At 28.9% G+C, this 14,257-nt stretch carries 17 protein-coding genes; 14 read left to right on the top strand and 3 right to left on the bottom strand.

Annotation, left to right across the window (positions count from 1 at the left end; all coding sequences use genetic code 11):
- Nucleotides 1–144: 144 nt before the first annotated feature.
- The 11 genes from L3B96_RS21585 (at nt 145) to L3B96_RS21535 (ending at nt 7,863) form a co-directional block, all read left to right on the top strand.
- Complete coding sequence (locus tag L3B96_RS21585; protein WP_238948536.1) at nt 145–390, top strand: zeta toxin family protein; 246 nt, start codon at nt 145–147, stop codon at nt 388–390.
- A gap of 130 nt (nt 391–520) precedes the next feature.
- Entirely contained in the window at nt 521–754 is a 234-nt protein-coding gene (locus L3B96_RS21580; protein ID WP_238948535.1) for a hypothetical protein, read from the top strand.
- A 13-nt stretch (nt 755–767) separates the two neighbouring features.
- The gene (locus L3B96_RS21575; RefSeq protein ID WP_238948534.1) at nt 768–1,031 is read left to right on the top strand and encodes a hypothetical protein; all 264 of its coding nucleotides are present in this window, start codon (nt 768–770) and stop codon (nt 1,029–1,031) included.
- Nucleotides 1,032–1,186: 155 nt separating this feature from the next.
- Nucleotides 1,187–2,125: a homocysteine S-methyltransferase family protein gene (locus tag L3B96_RS21570; RefSeq protein WP_238948533.1), complete on the top strand. Its 939-nt coding sequence runs from the start codon at nt 1,187–1,189 to the stop codon at nt 2,123–2,125.
- On the top strand, nt 2,115–2,807 hold the full coding sequence (locus L3B96_RS21565; protein WP_238948532.1) for a GNAT family N-acetyltransferase: 693 nt from the start codon (nt 2,115–2,117) through the stop codon (nt 2,805–2,807). The genes L3B96_RS21570 and L3B96_RS21565 overlap by 11 nt, the downstream gene beginning before the upstream one ends.
- A gap of 110 nt (nt 2,808–2,917) precedes the next feature.
- Nucleotides 2,918–3,265 carry a TIGR04076 family protein gene (locus tag L3B96_RS21560; protein ID WP_077854412.1) on the top strand — a complete coding sequence of 116 codons (348 nt, stop codon included), beginning with the start codon at nt 2,918–2,920 and terminating at the stop codon, nt 3,263–3,265.
- Between the two features lie 195 nt (nt 3,266–3,460).
- Nucleotides 3,461–3,976, top strand: a complete 516-nt coding sequence (locus L3B96_RS21555; RefSeq protein WP_023975620.1) for a GNAT family N-acetyltransferase — start codon at nt 3,461–3,463, stop codon at nt 3,974–3,976.
- 253 nt (nt 3,977–4,229) lie between these two features.
- A complete protein-coding gene (locus L3B96_RS21550; protein ID WP_017210562.1) occupies nt 4,230–4,706 on the top strand; it encodes a hypothetical protein in 477 nt (158 codons plus the stop codon).
- A gap of 121 nt (nt 4,707–4,827) precedes the next feature.
- Nucleotides 4,828–5,646 carry a MerR family transcriptional regulator gene (locus L3B96_RS27500; protein WP_238948531.1) on the top strand — a complete coding sequence of 273 codons (819 nt, stop codon included), beginning with the start codon at nt 4,828–4,830 and terminating at the stop codon, nt 5,644–5,646.
- A 913-nt stretch (nt 5,647–6,559) separates the two neighbouring features.
- A complete protein-coding gene (locus tag L3B96_RS21540; protein WP_238948530.1) occupies nt 6,560–7,189 on the top strand; it encodes an HD domain-containing protein in 630 nt (209 codons plus the stop codon).
- Nucleotides 7,168–7,863 (top strand): alpha/beta hydrolase, encoded by a 696-nt coding sequence (locus L3B96_RS21535; protein ID WP_238948529.1) that lies wholly within the window; start codon nt 7,168–7,170, stop codon nt 7,861–7,863. The genes L3B96_RS21540 and L3B96_RS21535 overlap by 22 nt, the downstream gene beginning before the upstream one ends.
- Nucleotides 7,864–7,951: 88 nt before the next feature.
- Here L3B96_RS21535 and L3B96_RS21530 read toward each other — a convergent pair whose 3' ends face one another.
- Nucleotides 7,952–8,509 (bottom strand): DUF5662 family protein, encoded by a 558-nt coding sequence (locus tag L3B96_RS21530; RefSeq protein WP_238899131.1) that lies wholly within the window; start codon nt 8,507–8,509, stop codon nt 7,952–7,954.
- A 694-nt stretch (nt 8,510–9,203) separates the two neighbouring features.
- Between L3B96_RS21530 and trxB the strand changes: the two genes are divergently transcribed.
- Nucleotides 9,204–10,112 carry a thioredoxin-disulfide reductase gene (gene trxB / locus L3B96_RS21525; protein ID WP_077306975.1) on the top strand — a complete coding sequence of 303 codons (909 nt, stop codon included), beginning with the start codon at nt 9,204–9,206 and terminating at the stop codon, nt 10,110–10,112.
- A gap of 45 nt (nt 10,113–10,157) precedes the next feature.
- Nucleotides 10,158–10,643: a thiol peroxidase gene (gene tpx / locus L3B96_RS21520; RefSeq protein ID WP_012058888.1), complete on the top strand. Its 486-nt coding sequence runs from the start codon at nt 10,158–10,160 to the stop codon at nt 10,641–10,643.
- 455 nt (nt 10,644–11,098) lie between these two features.
- On the opposite strand, the gene L3B96_RS21515 is transcribed toward tpx, so the two are convergent.
- Nucleotides 11,099–11,698: a hypothetical protein gene (locus tag L3B96_RS21515; protein WP_238948528.1), complete on the bottom strand. Its 600-nt coding sequence runs from the start codon at nt 11,696–11,698 to the stop codon at nt 11,099–11,101.
- Nucleotides 11,699–12,391: 693 nt separating this feature from the next.
- Here L3B96_RS21515 and L3B96_RS21510 point away from each other — a divergent pair.
- Nucleotides 12,392–13,408: a pirin family protein gene (locus L3B96_RS21510; protein WP_238948527.1), complete on the top strand. Its 1,017-nt coding sequence runs from the start codon at nt 12,392–12,394 to the stop codon at nt 13,406–13,408.
- A gap of 127 nt (nt 13,409–13,535) precedes the next feature.
- Here the strand turns inward: L3B96_RS21510 and L3B96_RS21505 are convergent, their stop codons facing one another.
- A complete protein-coding gene (locus L3B96_RS21505) occupies nt 13,536–14,153 on the bottom strand; it encodes a hypothetical protein (RefSeq protein WP_238948526.1) in 618 nt (205 codons plus the stop codon).
- Nucleotides 14,154–14,257: the final 104 nt, after the last annotated feature.

The raw sequence follows: 14,257 nt of genomic DNA, 5'->3' as shown, positions 1-14,257 counted from the left end.
GGATTTATCATAAATGTTTTTTTATTTTATTCAGTTGTAAAATTATTCAAGCATTTTTGCACTATTATAGTATAATTAGTTAGATGTGGGCAGTGGCTTGATTAACTCAAAACAGAAATACACTGGGTGATGGAGTGGTAAAGATTGGCGAAGTTAATAATTCTAAGAGGCAATTCTGGAAGTGGTAAGACTACTACAGGAAAAGCTTTGCAGAGAAAATTTGGACAAGACACAATGCTAATTTCGCAAGATGTTGTTAGAAGGGACGTCCCATTTGCAAAAGATGGATCCAATCAAAAAGTAGGTGAATTAATATTTGAACTTGTACTATATGGAAAGAATCATTGTGATATAGTAATTTTAGAAGGAATTTTAAATTCAAAGTGGTAATGGGAATAATCTTTAAATCATAAAAAATAAAATTATGAATTCAAATTTTTTAATTGGGTAAATTAGGAAAAGTGTTATGCTAAGTTAATTCAAAATTTAAACATAGTATTTAGATAAAAGGGGGAAAGGAATGATAAAATTAGGAAATGTACTTATCATTTTAGCATTTATAGCCGCTTTATTTTTTGCTGTTATTGCAATAATTAGAGGATATAAAGGGATGAAGATGAGTAAACGCTTTGATACATCAAATAAAAAAATAAAAGTTAGTTATTGGTTACTTTCTGCTATACATATGTGGGTCGGCATTTTGATAACATTGTGTTATTTGATTGCAGGAGTATTCATTTTAAATAAATTATAGGAGAGGTGATCTAATGGGATTTATAATTTTCTTTCCATTCTTTGCAGCTATAATTGGAATTATCATTGCTCTTATTTGTTTTATAGGAACAGGCTTGATAATTATCGGTGGTACAAGCATAGCAATGAATAAAATATACTTGAAACAGATTAAAACAAAAGACAGTGCATTAAATTTTTCATTTAATATAGGTTCAATAATTTTAGGAAGCATATTTATATTATTTCCTTTAGGATGTGTTTTATATGGTGTTATTTTTTCATTAGCATCAAAATAAGTGTATAAGCAGTGTTTATATAATAAATATAATCAGTAGTAGACCTAATATAAGATATTCTATTGTTATATATAAAATTTAATGAGTGCCGTAAGTTAAATATCTAGTCAATGGCGTGAAAAATTTCAAAAGCTGAAATGTAAAGAGGAGTATATATGGACTTTAAAACTTGCTTTGATAAATCTTCATCTATTTTAATGGAGGGAGCTTTAGGAGAAAGATTAAAAAGAGAATTTAATATTATATTTGATGATAAGGTTGGGATGGCTGGTTTAGTTTATGATTCTGATTCAAGACAAGCCATGTGTAGTATTTATACAGAATATCTGAAAACTGCTGAAAAATATGAATTTCCCTTTATTGTAACAACACCTACAAGAAGAGCCAATAAAAATCGTGTCTTAGAATCTGAATTTACTGAAAAAATAATAGAAGATAATGTGAGATTCCTACAAAAAATAAGGAGTAATACAAAAATAGATATGTTTGTAGGCGGTTTAATGGGATGTAAAGGAGATGCATATAAAGCTAGTGATGTCTTATCAATAGATGACGCACAGGAATTCCATTCATGGCAGGCAAATTTATTTAAAGAATCGGGAGTAGATTTTCTATTTGCGGGTATTATGCCTGCGTTGTCTGAAGCTACTGGAATGGCAAAGGCTATGGAAAGTACGGAATTGCCATATATAATTAGTTTTATGATTAGGGATGATGGGCGACTAATAGATGGAACTACCATTAATGATGCAATTTTACATATGGATAATGCTACAATTAAAAAGCCGATTTGCTATATGGTAAACTGTGTTCATCCAGTAATATTAAAAAAATCTTTATCTTATTCTTTCAATAAAACAAAATTAGTTAAAGAAAGATTTCATGGAATACAAGCAAACACTTCGCCATTATCCCCAGAAGAATTAGATAATTCTACTGATTTGAAATTTTCGGATAGTGTTAGTCTTGCTGATGACATGATGGATTTATATAAATATTTTGTTCCTAAAATTTTAGGAGGTTGCTGTGGAACTGACAATACTCATATAGAAGAAATAGCGAAAAAGTTAAAGGGTAAAAAGTATGAAATCTGATGCAATTAAATATTTAATAAAAAATCCTTTGTTACATATGGGAATGATTGAGCCGATACGTAGAGATACGGCAGAAATTTTGTATGCTGTAATAGATGGGGTACTGATAAAAGAGCAAGAAAGTAATGCATATATGATATCTGTAGACAATTTTGAAAAAGGACAAGAACTAATAAATGGCATATCCAAGTGCAATTTAATTGTTGTACATCAAAAGTTTATAACAAATTATATATCAAGTAAATTTGGGTTAAACGAAGAACTTGAATGTTTTCAAGCAGTATATATTAATAAGGCAAAGATCGATATAAAATCAGAGATAGAAATAAGACAATTAAAACAGAATCAAATAGAAATTATCTTAAAACGTCATAATATATTATCTAATAATGAAATTGAAAAACTGTTAAAAAATAGGAATATATTTGGAGGATATAAGAATAACGTGCTCATAGGATTTATAGGAAATCATTTAGAAGGGAGCATAGGACTATTAGAGATATTTCCTGAATACAGACGTTTAGGATATGGAACAATACTTGAAAGTCATATGGTAAACAAAACACTTGAGAATGGTTTAGTACCATTTTCACAAGTTGAAGTTGAAAATAAAAAATCAATAGCTTTACAAAAGAAACTTGGATTTAAAATATCAAAAGATAAATTGTATTGGTTGTTTTAGTAAGTTTAATTATATAGGTAAATAAAGAATGGGCTAATATCTCTGATTCAAAAATTGGAAATTAATGTTAAGCAATAACAAACATATAAGTTATAATTTGGAGGGTAATTATGAAAAAATGGTATGATGAAGAGTACGAATGGGAAATTGAGGTGACAGGATTTCTTCGAAGTGACCACACAGAAAGGTATTGTCGGAACGGGGAGGAAGTTGGTGATAAGTATACTTGCACCTATGGTTGTCCTGTAAATGAGGATGGACAAGGTATCTGTTCAAAAGTAATGATGATTATGTTCCCAATCATGGAGGCTGTCAGAAGTGGTGGAGATTTAGAGAATATTGGTGGAGATAGCAAGTATAGCAAAGATGTTGTATGTCCAGATGGCTGCGTTATATTTAGAATGACGGCTAAGAAATTTGAAAATGAGAATTTTTATAAAGGGAAGTTTTTTGATTAGGCTTAAATTTATATTATGTTAAGCTTAAAGATAGTCCGAATATATAAATTTCAGTTTAGTAATCTGGAAAACAGGAATTTAAATTTGAATTTTGTTCTATAGTTAGGTGGCAGAATGGAAAATGTACCTTTGAATACTGAATTTGTAAGCATTTAATATTGAACATTATAAATAGTCATTTGGAGGTGAATTGATATGAATTTAAGATTATCTAATTTAAATGATTTACCCAGACTTAAAGCTGTGTATGGAAACATAATTGATAATATGAATAGAAACAACATACCAATTTGGGACGAAATATATCCGTGTGAGTTTTTCAGCAAGGATATTGAAAATAATCGCCTTTATTTGCTAGTTGAGAAAGATGATAATATAGTTGGCTCCTTTGCATTATGTGAATCAAATGCTGGAGAAAGTTGTGTGAAATGGGAGAATCCCAACTCTAAAGCATTATATATTGAACGTTTTGGAGTTAATGTTGATTATTCAAGACAAGGAATTGGCAGTATAATGCTTGAGCATGCCATTACACTAACTAAGCAGATGAACGTTAAATATTTAAGACTTTTTGTTATTAATATAAATAAACCAGCCATAAATTTATACCTAAAAAATGGATTAAGGCAGGTAGATGGAATCTATGAAGAAACAATTGACGCAAACATTACATTTCATGAATATGGATTTGAAATAGATGTATTAAGATAACACAAGTTTCAATTTCTCTAAGCAGGCAAAGCTAGACTATTATTATGTTATTAATAGATTTTCTTAAAAGGATTAGAATTATTATAGCTCTATTAGTGACATAATGTATTCATAAGTATTTTATTTCTAAAACTTATGGAGGTTGTTGTGAAACTTAAAATGTTCATATAGAAGAAATAGCGAAAAGATTAGATTTGCCGGATTAATTTTAAAATGGGAAAAAATAAGATATACGGCATACAAAGAATTTTCTATGAGGTATGAACAAAGAGACTTAGCTAAAGAACTTTTACTTCAAGGCAGTTTTGAATATTATAAAGAATTAAAAGAAATCACAGAAAATGAAACAGGTTTCTATAATGATTTAAAGCAAGAACTTAAAAATTATAATGGTTATCAAGCTAAGAGTATTTTTCTTCAGATAATATTAGAAGAAAATGATTTGGATGAACTAATTGAATATGTAATAGAGAATCCTACAAGTAGAGATAGTTATGCAGAAATTTTAATTGGTAAGTTTAAAGATGAAGTTATAGAAATTTATAAAAAATACATAATGTTTGAAGCAAGTCGTGCTACAAATAGAAGTCATTATAAAAATGTATGCAGAATAATTAAAAAATATAAAAAGATTGCAGGAAAGCAAAGTCAAATCCCAATAGTTAATGAATTAATAGCTTTATATAGAAAGAAACCAGCATTTTTAGATGAACTTAGTAGAATTAAATAAAGAATTAAGACAATATTTTTTCGTAAGATAAAATTAAAATATAAATAATAAAATTACCTCTTGACTTTAACCTTAACAGGAAGGTTTATACTATGATTGTCGATAGGAAGGAGAATTAATTGTGTACACCATTGGACAGTTTTCTAAAATTGGGAGAGTTTCAACTAAGACACTTCGTTATTATGATGAGATTAATCTGTTGAAACCTATGTATGTGGACAGAGATACTCAGTACAGATATTATGCATATGAACAGGTTTTAAAACTTCTTTCTATATCTGAATTAAAAGAATATGGATTGAAGTTAGAAGAAATTAAAGCCATTATGGATAAGGAAGATGCTGACTTGCTTAAAAAGTTTTTACAGGACAAAATTGCTGAGATTAATAAGGAAGTTCAAAACAGCTTGAAACTTAAGAATTCTATTGAACAAAAAATTAAGAAGATTGAGTTAGGATGTAGTATTATGGAAGCTAAAAAGGATTTAAAAGTTGAATTGAAGGACAGAAAGTCGTTAATTGTTATCAGCAGGAGAACAATAACAAGCATGAGCAATATAAGTAGTGTTATAGGAAAGGTATTTGAGGACATCTTCAGGATGAATCTTAAGCCATCGGGGCCAGTAATGACAATTTATCATGATAAGCAGGAATTTGATGTGGAAAATGCAGATTGTGAAGTTTGTGTTCCCGTAAATAGCAGGGTGAATACAGAGAAAAATGAAAATATAAAAGAACTTGCAGGAGGCCTGGTTGCATCCACAACTTTTATTGGGCCTTATTCAAGGCTTGGAGAAGCTTATGCTAAAGTTGTAAAATGGATTGAAGATAATGGCTATAAATATAATGGAGCACCCTTTGATATCTATTTGACTGGACCTCAAAGCGTTAAAAGTCCAGAAGAATTTGTTACTGAGGTTTGCTTTCCAATTAGTAAATAGAATCTACTTTGAATGTTATTCTATATAAAAAATAAACATATTTGTAATTAATAAACCAATTATAGTAAAATGTAGTATATTAGTGCAAAAACTTAAAAAGTTGATATATGTTTTTAATATCACATTATTCAAAACAATATATGAATAGTGTGATATTTTCTTGTTATGGAGGTATAACATGATCTTATAATAATTTTTATATTTACCATTCTAAGCACAATCTATATAGATAGATTAGTAAGCATTAAGTTTCGAGATGAAAGAAGATCTGTATGGAAAGCGATACATATAGTCGCTTATATAATAATATTTATTCCTTTGCTGCGTATAGCATACTTAGTATCTGACGGAAACTTAATTGAAATTGGAATATTGTTTCTTAGCATATTATTATATTTAAGCTTTAAAAATATAATACGACCGGGATTTAATTATATGGTATATCATAATTTAAACCTTGTTAAAAATAAAGAAATTTTTAAAGCTTCCATTAAACATTCTTTTAAAGGAACATAGTTTCAAATAAAACTTTTTACAATTTAAAAATGAACGAATTTAAGAAGAAAAAAAGAAAAAAAGAAAAGAAGTTAAGAATAAAAAAAGTTAACAATTTATAGGAAACATCGGAGCTCAGAGATGTTGAAAAGCTTTTGAGAAATAATATAATCTAAAAATTTAGAGGGTGAAATATTTATTTTTGGTGTGTTTAGCGATAAATATAGATGATCTAATTAATATTTGATGCAGTAAATAAAAAATGTACTACTAGAAAACATAATAGTATAACATTTACAAAACATGCTATAATTTACTTATAAACAAACATAATATTCATAGAGTATTAAATAGTGATTTAAGCAACTGAAATCAGGATAATAAATTAGAATTTATATGATACGTTTAGGAGGATAATATGTTTCCAAGTAGAGAAGTGGCTGAAAAAGAATTAGAAATAGCAGGACAATTAAATCAAGGACCATGGACAGAGCATTCTATAAATGTTGGATTAGCAGCACAAATTATTGCTGAAAAATGTAGTAATCTTAATCCAGACAAAGCTTATGTGCTAGGACTTCTTCATGATATAGGTAGAAGATATGGTATAAGCGCAGGAAGACATGGCATTGATGGATATAAATTTATGTTAGAAAAGGGTTGGGATGAAGTAGGAAGAATTTGTTTGACACATTCATTTCCGGTTCCTGACTTTGATAAAGAAATAGGACAAAATGATATGAGTGATGAAGAAAGTGAATTTGTTAGAAAATATATTAATGATTTAACCTATGATGACTATGATAGATTATTAATTCTTTGTGATTCACTTGCTGACGCTCAAGGATTTTGTATGTTAGAAAAGCGATTTGTTAATACTACAAGACGCTATGGAACATTTCCATTTACAGTAGAACGTTGGAATGCAACATTTGAAATGAAAGATTATTTTGAAAAGCAGATGAATTGCTCTATATATGATATTCTTCCTAATATAAAAGAAACTACATTTATGGAGGCGCCATTATGGAAACCACCAGTAAAATAGAAATAGATAATATTCCAGCGATCTTATGGGGAGAACCTTCAGATAAAATATATATATTTGTTCATGGAAAAATGTCTAGCAAAGAAAGTGCACATGAGTTTTCACAGATAGCATCAGAAAGAGGATATCAGGTTCTTAGTTTTGATCTCCCAGAACATGGTGAAAGGAAAGATAAAAACTATCTATGCAATGTTTGGAATGGAGTACATGATCTCGAAAAAATTGGAGCATATGTACAAAAAAATTGGAGAGAAATGAACTTATTTGGGTGCAGTCTTGGCGCGTATTTCAGTTTGCACGCATATAAGAACCTTCCAATAAAGAAATGCTTATTTCAATCACCAATTGTTGATATGGAGCATCTTATATGCAAAATGTTTAAATGGTTCAATGTTACAGAGGACCTACTTAGAGCAAAAAAGGAAATATATACACCAATAGAAACTCTTTCATGGGATTATTACAGCTATGTAAAAGAACACTCAATTAATAAATGGAATATACCTACTGCAATTATTTATGGATCAGAAGATAATTTGCAAAGTCATGAGGTTATAGATAATTTTTCAAAAAAATTTAATTGCGATTTAACCGTATCAATTGGAAGTGAACATGATTTTCATACAGAGGAACAATCCCAAGCTATCACAAACTGGTTGGAAAAATACATCTAAACGTAAGCCTGGATTTGCATTCTATAAATCCAAGCTTATAATAGGCTATAATCATATTGGGTGGCAGCTCAAAGAAAACTAAAATAAATTAGAGTGTTTTACTATAAAATTTTTCTGTATTTTTCAGAATGTTGTTTTTAACATATGTAAAAGTTTTGTCTTCTCCTTCATTGGCGAGTTTATTAAGCAAATCTTCTAAAAGAGCACGTACATCTTCATGTAATATATAATAATGTTTTCTGTTTTCGTAATAACTAAGAGGACTTTCATCAGTATACTTTTCTTTTAAATAATTTTTTGAAGCACAAACCCTGTCTATAAACATTTCTACAACATAATTAACAGGCATTTTCATTCCTTTAAGACCTTCTGCTTCATTTACTCCATAATCAATCCAATACTCGAAATGATGCTTATTCCTACCTTTATGATGTAGCCATGCTGATGAATATCCTTCAACAGCTTTTTGAACACCATTAGGACTTGCATACCCCTTATAATACTTTATCCCAGCTGAAAACTCCACTAATGAGTACTTTGACAAATCATGAAGAAATCCTTGTTTATATAAACCTACTTTAAAACAATATTTCATAACTAATAGTTTATGGTTAGTTATAGTTTTAAAATGATTAATAAAATTCATAATTCTTATTTTCTCCTATCTGAAACTAGGCTTATGTTTAAATCAACTGAAGTAATAAATATTTTTGATTCGAAACACTATTAAGATACTTATCATAAAATTATATTACTAATTTCGGTGAGTTATATTTATAGACCTAGGCTATAGTTTTGCTATATATTTTGCAATTCACAATGCACATTTCACAATTCACAATTACGGATAAAATTCTTATAATATTTTTAGAATTATGATGAAGGATTATTTTTGCAATATATATATTATATATTTTTTGTGTTTAAACATAAAGAGGTTAAACTCAGAATAAGAATAATGAAAATATCTAAGAATTACAGATAACTAAACTAATACCTGAATTTATAAGTGTGCCTCACCGAAATGAATAACACACTTTTGTTCCAAAAAGCTATGAAAATATATTTATGATTTCTGATTGAAAGATATTTCATAGTCTAAGTATAGTTTATGATTATGTTATCTATACACAATAATTTTTTAATAAATATCAAATTTTTTTATTGGAAAACAGTTGACTAATTTTATCAATAAAGTTAATATAATATTATAAAATATAATATAACAAAATTAAATTTTATAAAATTTAATTATTAATTTAGAACAACTTATTGAAATTTTTATAAATTGTATATTATCAAAGAATATATAAATGATTATTAGGAGAGGTGTTGGTAATATGAAAGATATTATTATAATTGGAGGAGGACCAGCTGCCCTTACAGCAGCATTATATGCAGGTAGAGCCGGATTAGATGCATTAATGCTTGAAAAACAATATGAAGGTGGCCAGATAGTTACTACAAATGAAGTGGAAAATTATCCTGGTTTTCGCAGCATAACAGGTTCAGAACTTGCCAATACTATGTATGAACATGCAAAAGATTTTGGAAGCATTATGAAATATGAAGAAGTAATAGATATAAAAGTTGATGGAGATATAAAAAAAGTTATAACTGGTGTGAATACTTATGAAAGTAAGGTAATAATCTTATCAATGGGTGCAAAGCCTAAAAAATTAGGAATTGATAGAGAAGAAGAACTTACAGGTAAGGGTGTATCATACTGTGCTACTTGTGACGGAGGCTTCTTTAGAAAAAAAGTAGTTGCTGTTGTAGGTGGTGGAGATACAGCAGTAGAAGATGCACTTCATCTTTCAAGAATTGCTGAAAAAGTATATGTAATTGTCAGAAGAGATTCACTTAGAGCAAATAAATCTGCACAAAAAAAGTTATTTGAAACAAATAATGTAGAAATAATCTGGAATAGTGGAGTTACAAAACTTAATGGAGAAGAAAAATTAAGTGGTATAGAAATTAAAAATAATAAAGATGGTAAGATAGATAATTTAGAAGTTAATGGTGTTTTTGTAGCAATTGGAAGTGATCCATCATCAGAATTAGTTAAAGACTTAGTAGCTTTGGATAAAAATGGTTATATTATTGCAGATGAAAGCTGTAAAACAAATGTAGATGGTATATTTGCCATAGGAGATATTAGAACAAAAGAAGTTAGGCAAGTACTTACAGCTGCTGCTGATGGAGCCGTTAGTATATATGGGGCAGAAAAATATTTGATAAACCACTAAGAAAATAGTTAAAATATAATATTAATAATTTAGGAGGAATGAATTATGAAAGTTAAATTTCAAGGAAATGAAGTAACATTAGAAGGAAGAGAAATTAAAGTTGGTGATACTGCACCAGACTTCGTAGTAACAGATAATGGTTTAAATGCTGTTAATTCAAAAGATTTTACAGGAAAGAGAGCATATGTAAGTGTTCCATCAATAGATACACCAGTATGTGATCTTGAAGTAAGGAAATTTAATGAAGAAGCTGGAAAATTAAACAATGTAAAGATATATGTAGTATCAATGGATCTACCTTTTGCACAAGGAAGATGGTGCGGAAATCAAGGCATTGATGCAGTTCAAACATTATCAGATTATAAGGATAGGAGCTTTGGTAAGGAATTCGGAACTTACATTAAGGAATTAGGGCTGCTAACAAGAGCAGTATTTGTAGTTGACGAAAATAACAAGGTTACTCATGTAGAATATTGCGAGGAAGTAACATCAGAACCAAATTACGAAGCTGCTTTAAATGCATTAAAGTAAGTTGAATTTTAATTGGGCACTGAGATATTGTTATAGCTTTGCATCCTTTGTGTACCTATAAGATGTCTTCTAAAGAAGAAAAACCAATAAAGATTAAAGTTCTCTAATATTATTTATAGATAGGAGGATTTTAGTCTTTATTTTTATTCTATAGAAACTTCCCATTAAGGCAAAAAGTCTTTAAAAAGTATAATAAAAATAGTTTTATTTTCGTGTAAATTATATCTTTAGATAATTTGTGAACATTGTAGGTCTGGATTATGAAACCTAATAACTGGAAAGTTAAGTTTTAGTAGAAGAAAAAATAAAATATATTCGTATACTAGATTTTTATCACATATGTTTGAAAAAGTAGACGCATAAAAAATCTCAGGCTACTGTTGAACCTGAGATTTTGTTCTATGTATACATTTACTTTTTCGATAAATAGAGTAGTATAGTTAAAGTGACGATATCTATTTAATAATTGGACCTGGTGAAGGGTAGATTTGTCTGCCAAAAGCGGTATTAACAATAATTGCAGCTGCAAGATAAATTCCTAAAATACCTGCTATTAATAATCCAAAGGCAGGTATATTTGAAAAAATCTTTGGTAATACTCCTAAATCAATTAGAGAAATACAGAGTGAAGATAGATCTAAAGCTAAAATGATTAGCGACAACACTAATGGTGTTTTGAGGAATGCGGGTGTCCACATAATAAGTGAAATACTAAGTACTAACCATGCCCAACCATCCATACGCGTATCTAGGGGAATTCCGTTAGTTACCGCATTAAATTTAATGAGCATTTCAATTCCACCCGTTAACATAAAAAATGCACTAAAGAATAAAAATGTGTTTCCACCAGTAGTATTACCGCCTTTTAAATCAATTAAGGCAACTACAACTTGTACTACAAATCCTCCAATAAGCCAACATCCAAGAAGTGGTAAGGCTCCGCTTGTTACTCTTCCTGATAATAAGGCAAAAAAGCAGAAACTTGCTACTGCTAAAGCAACTAGGCCTGCGGGACTAGGATTAGACCATTCTTTCGTTCCGTTTACCTGGTTCAATATGATACCCTCACTTTCATAATATTATTTTAAAGTTTGGAGAAAAGATTATTTTTCCATCCTTTAAAGATAATTATATAGGATACAGTACAATTAATCAACGTTTTTCGAGCAATTTTGTTAATTATTTATCACCTTTAATAACCTTTTTTTACTTTATAAGTTAATAAGATAATATTAGTATTGAAAAATACTAATATATGAGTTTCACCGCTATTTCATTAAAATTTAGAAGGAAAAATTAATAATATGTAATATAAAATAATTCTATAGTAATATTGTTCATTTACGATATTGCATAAAAAGCGTGAAATTCATTGTTAAAGTTTTCTCAATTCATTTTATTAAATATAAATGGCTCAATATTTCAGATAGACTTACGGACTTTGCAAAGAATATATACACAGTAAAGAAATTTTTCTTATATACTACGTATTAATAAAATGCAATAAATTATTAGAAGCAATATACAAATCATGAAAGCTATGCTATAATTTTGTTAATAAATAATAATCATTATCAATTAATTACTTTTATAAATCTCATTGGATTTATAAAAGTAACACATAATAAAATGGAGAAAATTTAATCAATATTTTTTTAAAAATTAGATAATTCTAACTTGATTGATATTATAGGGGAATTATTAAAGATTATTTATAAATTATATAAAGTATCAAGGGAGGTTACGAAATGGGAAAAAATAATATACTTAAAATAAGCAAGTTAAGTTCACAGTGGCAGACAAGTGATCCTTTTATATTTTGTGCACATCATAAGGATGCTTATCCAAAGGGTAATAGTGAGATGGGACCAGATGCTTCTTTGTATGGGAGAACTATTGGCAACGACTTTAGAGGAATTGATGGATGGAATATGTATCATGGGGATACCATTCCAGGATTCCCTCAGCATCCTCACAGAGGGTTTGAAACAGTCACAATAGTTCTAGATGGATATGTTGATCATGCTGATTCAGCTGGTGCTACAGGACGCTATGGAGCTAATGATGTGCAGTGGCTGACTGCAGGTAGAGGCTGTAATCATACAGAAATGTTCCCTTTAGTTAATACTGAAAAGGAAAATCCACTAGAATTATTTCAAATCTGGCTCAATCTGCCTAAGAAAGATAAATTCGTTGAACCACATTATAAAATGCTTTGGGCAGAGGATATACCCGTTATAAACTCAAAAGACAATAATGGAAAAACAAGTACTGTAAAAATTATTTCGGGTACCTATAATGGTACTAAGAGCCTAGAACCTTCGCCTAATTCATGGGCAAGTAAAGATAATAATCATGTAAGAATATGTATTATACGTATGGAACCTGAAGCAAGTATAGAACTTCAAAAGGTATCTTCAACATTAAATAGAACTATTTATTTCTATGATGGAGAGACAATGAGGATTGAAGGAACTGATATTGATGTTTATAATAGTGTAAAACTTGCAGGTGATGAAGTTGTAAAAATAGAAAATGGCGCTAAGGAAAGCTGTATTCTGCTTTTAGAAGGAGAACCTATTGGAGAGCCAGTTGTAAGTTATGGACCTTTTGTTATGACATCAGATAAAGAAATTATGGATGCTTTTGCAGACTATAAGAGCACTGGTTTTGGGGGCTGGCCATGGGAACGTGACGATTTTGTTCACCCAAGAGAAAAAGGAAGATTTGCACAATATCCTGATGGAACAACAGAATTTAGATAATATTTTTAAAATAAAATATTAATAATAATCTATAAGAAAAAATTAAAGGCGTCTAAATTTACTAGACGCCTTTAATTTAATGTTCAAATATATACTATTTATCTTAAATATATAATTCAAATCTATTTTATAAATTGTCAGAATCACCAATAACTTCTGATGAAACTTTAGAGTTTACTTTAAAATTTTTGTAAGTGTAAATACTAGTAAATAGAGCTCCAATGCTTCCACAGATAATGTCCCCCATGGTATCCACTAGACTATTATTTTGGCTTCTAAGACCAAATAATCTATCAGTTGTAAACTCGTAAATTTCCCATACTCCAGCCATAGCTATTGCAAAGAAAAGGCTAAAAAGGATAATTGTTTTTACATTAAGTTTATTTGTTTCATTTTTATTTATAAGCTCCAATATTAATGAACCTATATAGAAGAGTATAACCCCTGATGACAAATGTTCTATTTTATCAAGGTAAGGTATAAATGAATAACCTTTAAATTCATTAGCAAAAAACATAGTAACAAAAATGAATGCTAAAACAGAAAATCTTAAACCAGTCGAAATTGGAATTCTACTTTTATTTATTAATGCTTTTATAACAGTTAACACTAGGATTATTAATATGGGTTGAAGTGTTCTTTGCATATCCCCTCTAATAAGAAAATAGATAGAACAAATTACAGCAAGAGCATATAAAAACAACTCAAAATAGTCATTAAAACCATAGTTTCTTTTAGTTTTCATTTTCTATTCTCCTGTCTTAGAAATTTTTATTTATATTTTATAGTAATTAGATTTTTACATCTTAATCTGAACTCAGCATTTGCTTTACTATGATTTCAAATATA

The sequence above is a fragment of the Clostridium sp. YIM B02569 genome, assembly GCF_022320765.1.
Taxonomy (GTDB): domain Bacteria; phylum Bacillota; class Clostridia; order Clostridiales; family Clostridiaceae; genus Clostridium; species Clostridium beijerinckii.
The sequence above is the reverse complement of the archived record's forward strand: the minus strand, read 5'-3'. Positions and strand labels throughout refer to the sequence as shown.

Excerpts from the sequence above, each read along its gene's own strand:
- L3B96_RS21580 (WP_238948535.1), top strand. The coding sequence starts at position 521 with ATGATAAAATTAGGAAATGTACTTATCATTTTAGCATTTATAGCCGCT.
- L3B96_RS21575 (WP_238948534.1), top strand. The coding sequence starts at position 768 with ATGGGATTTATAATTTTCTTTCCATTCTTTGCAGCTATAATTGGAATT.
- L3B96_RS21570 (WP_238948533.1), top strand. The coding sequence starts at position 1,187 with ATGGACTTTAAAACTTGCTTTGATAAATCTTCATCTATTTTAATGGAG.
- L3B96_RS21565 (WP_238948532.1), top strand. The coding sequence starts at position 2,115 with ATGAAATCTGATGCAATTAAATATTTAATAAAAAATCCTTTGTTACAT.
- L3B96_RS21560 (WP_077854412.1), top strand. The coding sequence starts at position 2,918 with ATGAAAAAATGGTATGATGAAGAGTACGAATGGGAAATTGAGGTGACA.
- L3B96_RS21555 (WP_023975620.1), top strand. The coding sequence starts at position 3,461 with ATGAATTTAAGATTATCTAATTTAAATGATTTACCCAGACTTAAAGCT.
- L3B96_RS21550 (WP_017210562.1), top strand. The coding sequence starts at position 4,230 with ATGAGGTATGAACAAAGAGACTTAGCTAAAGAACTTTTACTTCAAGGC.
- L3B96_RS21540 (WP_238948530.1), top strand. The coding sequence starts at position 6,560 with ATGTTTCCAAGTAGAGAAGTGGCTGAAAAAGAATTAGAAATAGCAGGA.
- L3B96_RS21535 (WP_238948529.1), top strand. The coding sequence starts at position 7,168 with ATGGAAACCACCAGTAAAATAGAAATAGATAATATTCCAGCGATCTTA.
- L3B96_RS21530 (WP_238899131.1), bottom strand. The coding sequence starts at position 8,509 with ATGAATTTTATTAATCATTTTAAAACTATAACTAACCATAAACTATTA.
- trxB (WP_077306975.1), top strand. The coding sequence starts at position 9,204 with ATGAAAGATATTATTATAATTGGAGGAGGACCAGCTGCCCTTACAGCA.
- tpx (WP_012058888.1), top strand. The coding sequence starts at position 10,158 with ATGAAAGTTAAATTTCAAGGAAATGAAGTAACATTAGAAGGAAGAGAA.
- L3B96_RS21510 (WP_238948527.1), top strand. The coding sequence starts at position 12,392 with ATGGGAAAAAATAATATACTTAAAATAAGCAAGTTAAGTTCACAGTGG.
- L3B96_RS21505 (WP_238948526.1), bottom strand. The coding sequence starts at position 14,153 with ATGAAAACTAAAAGAAACTATGGTTTTAATGACTATTTTGAGTTGTTT.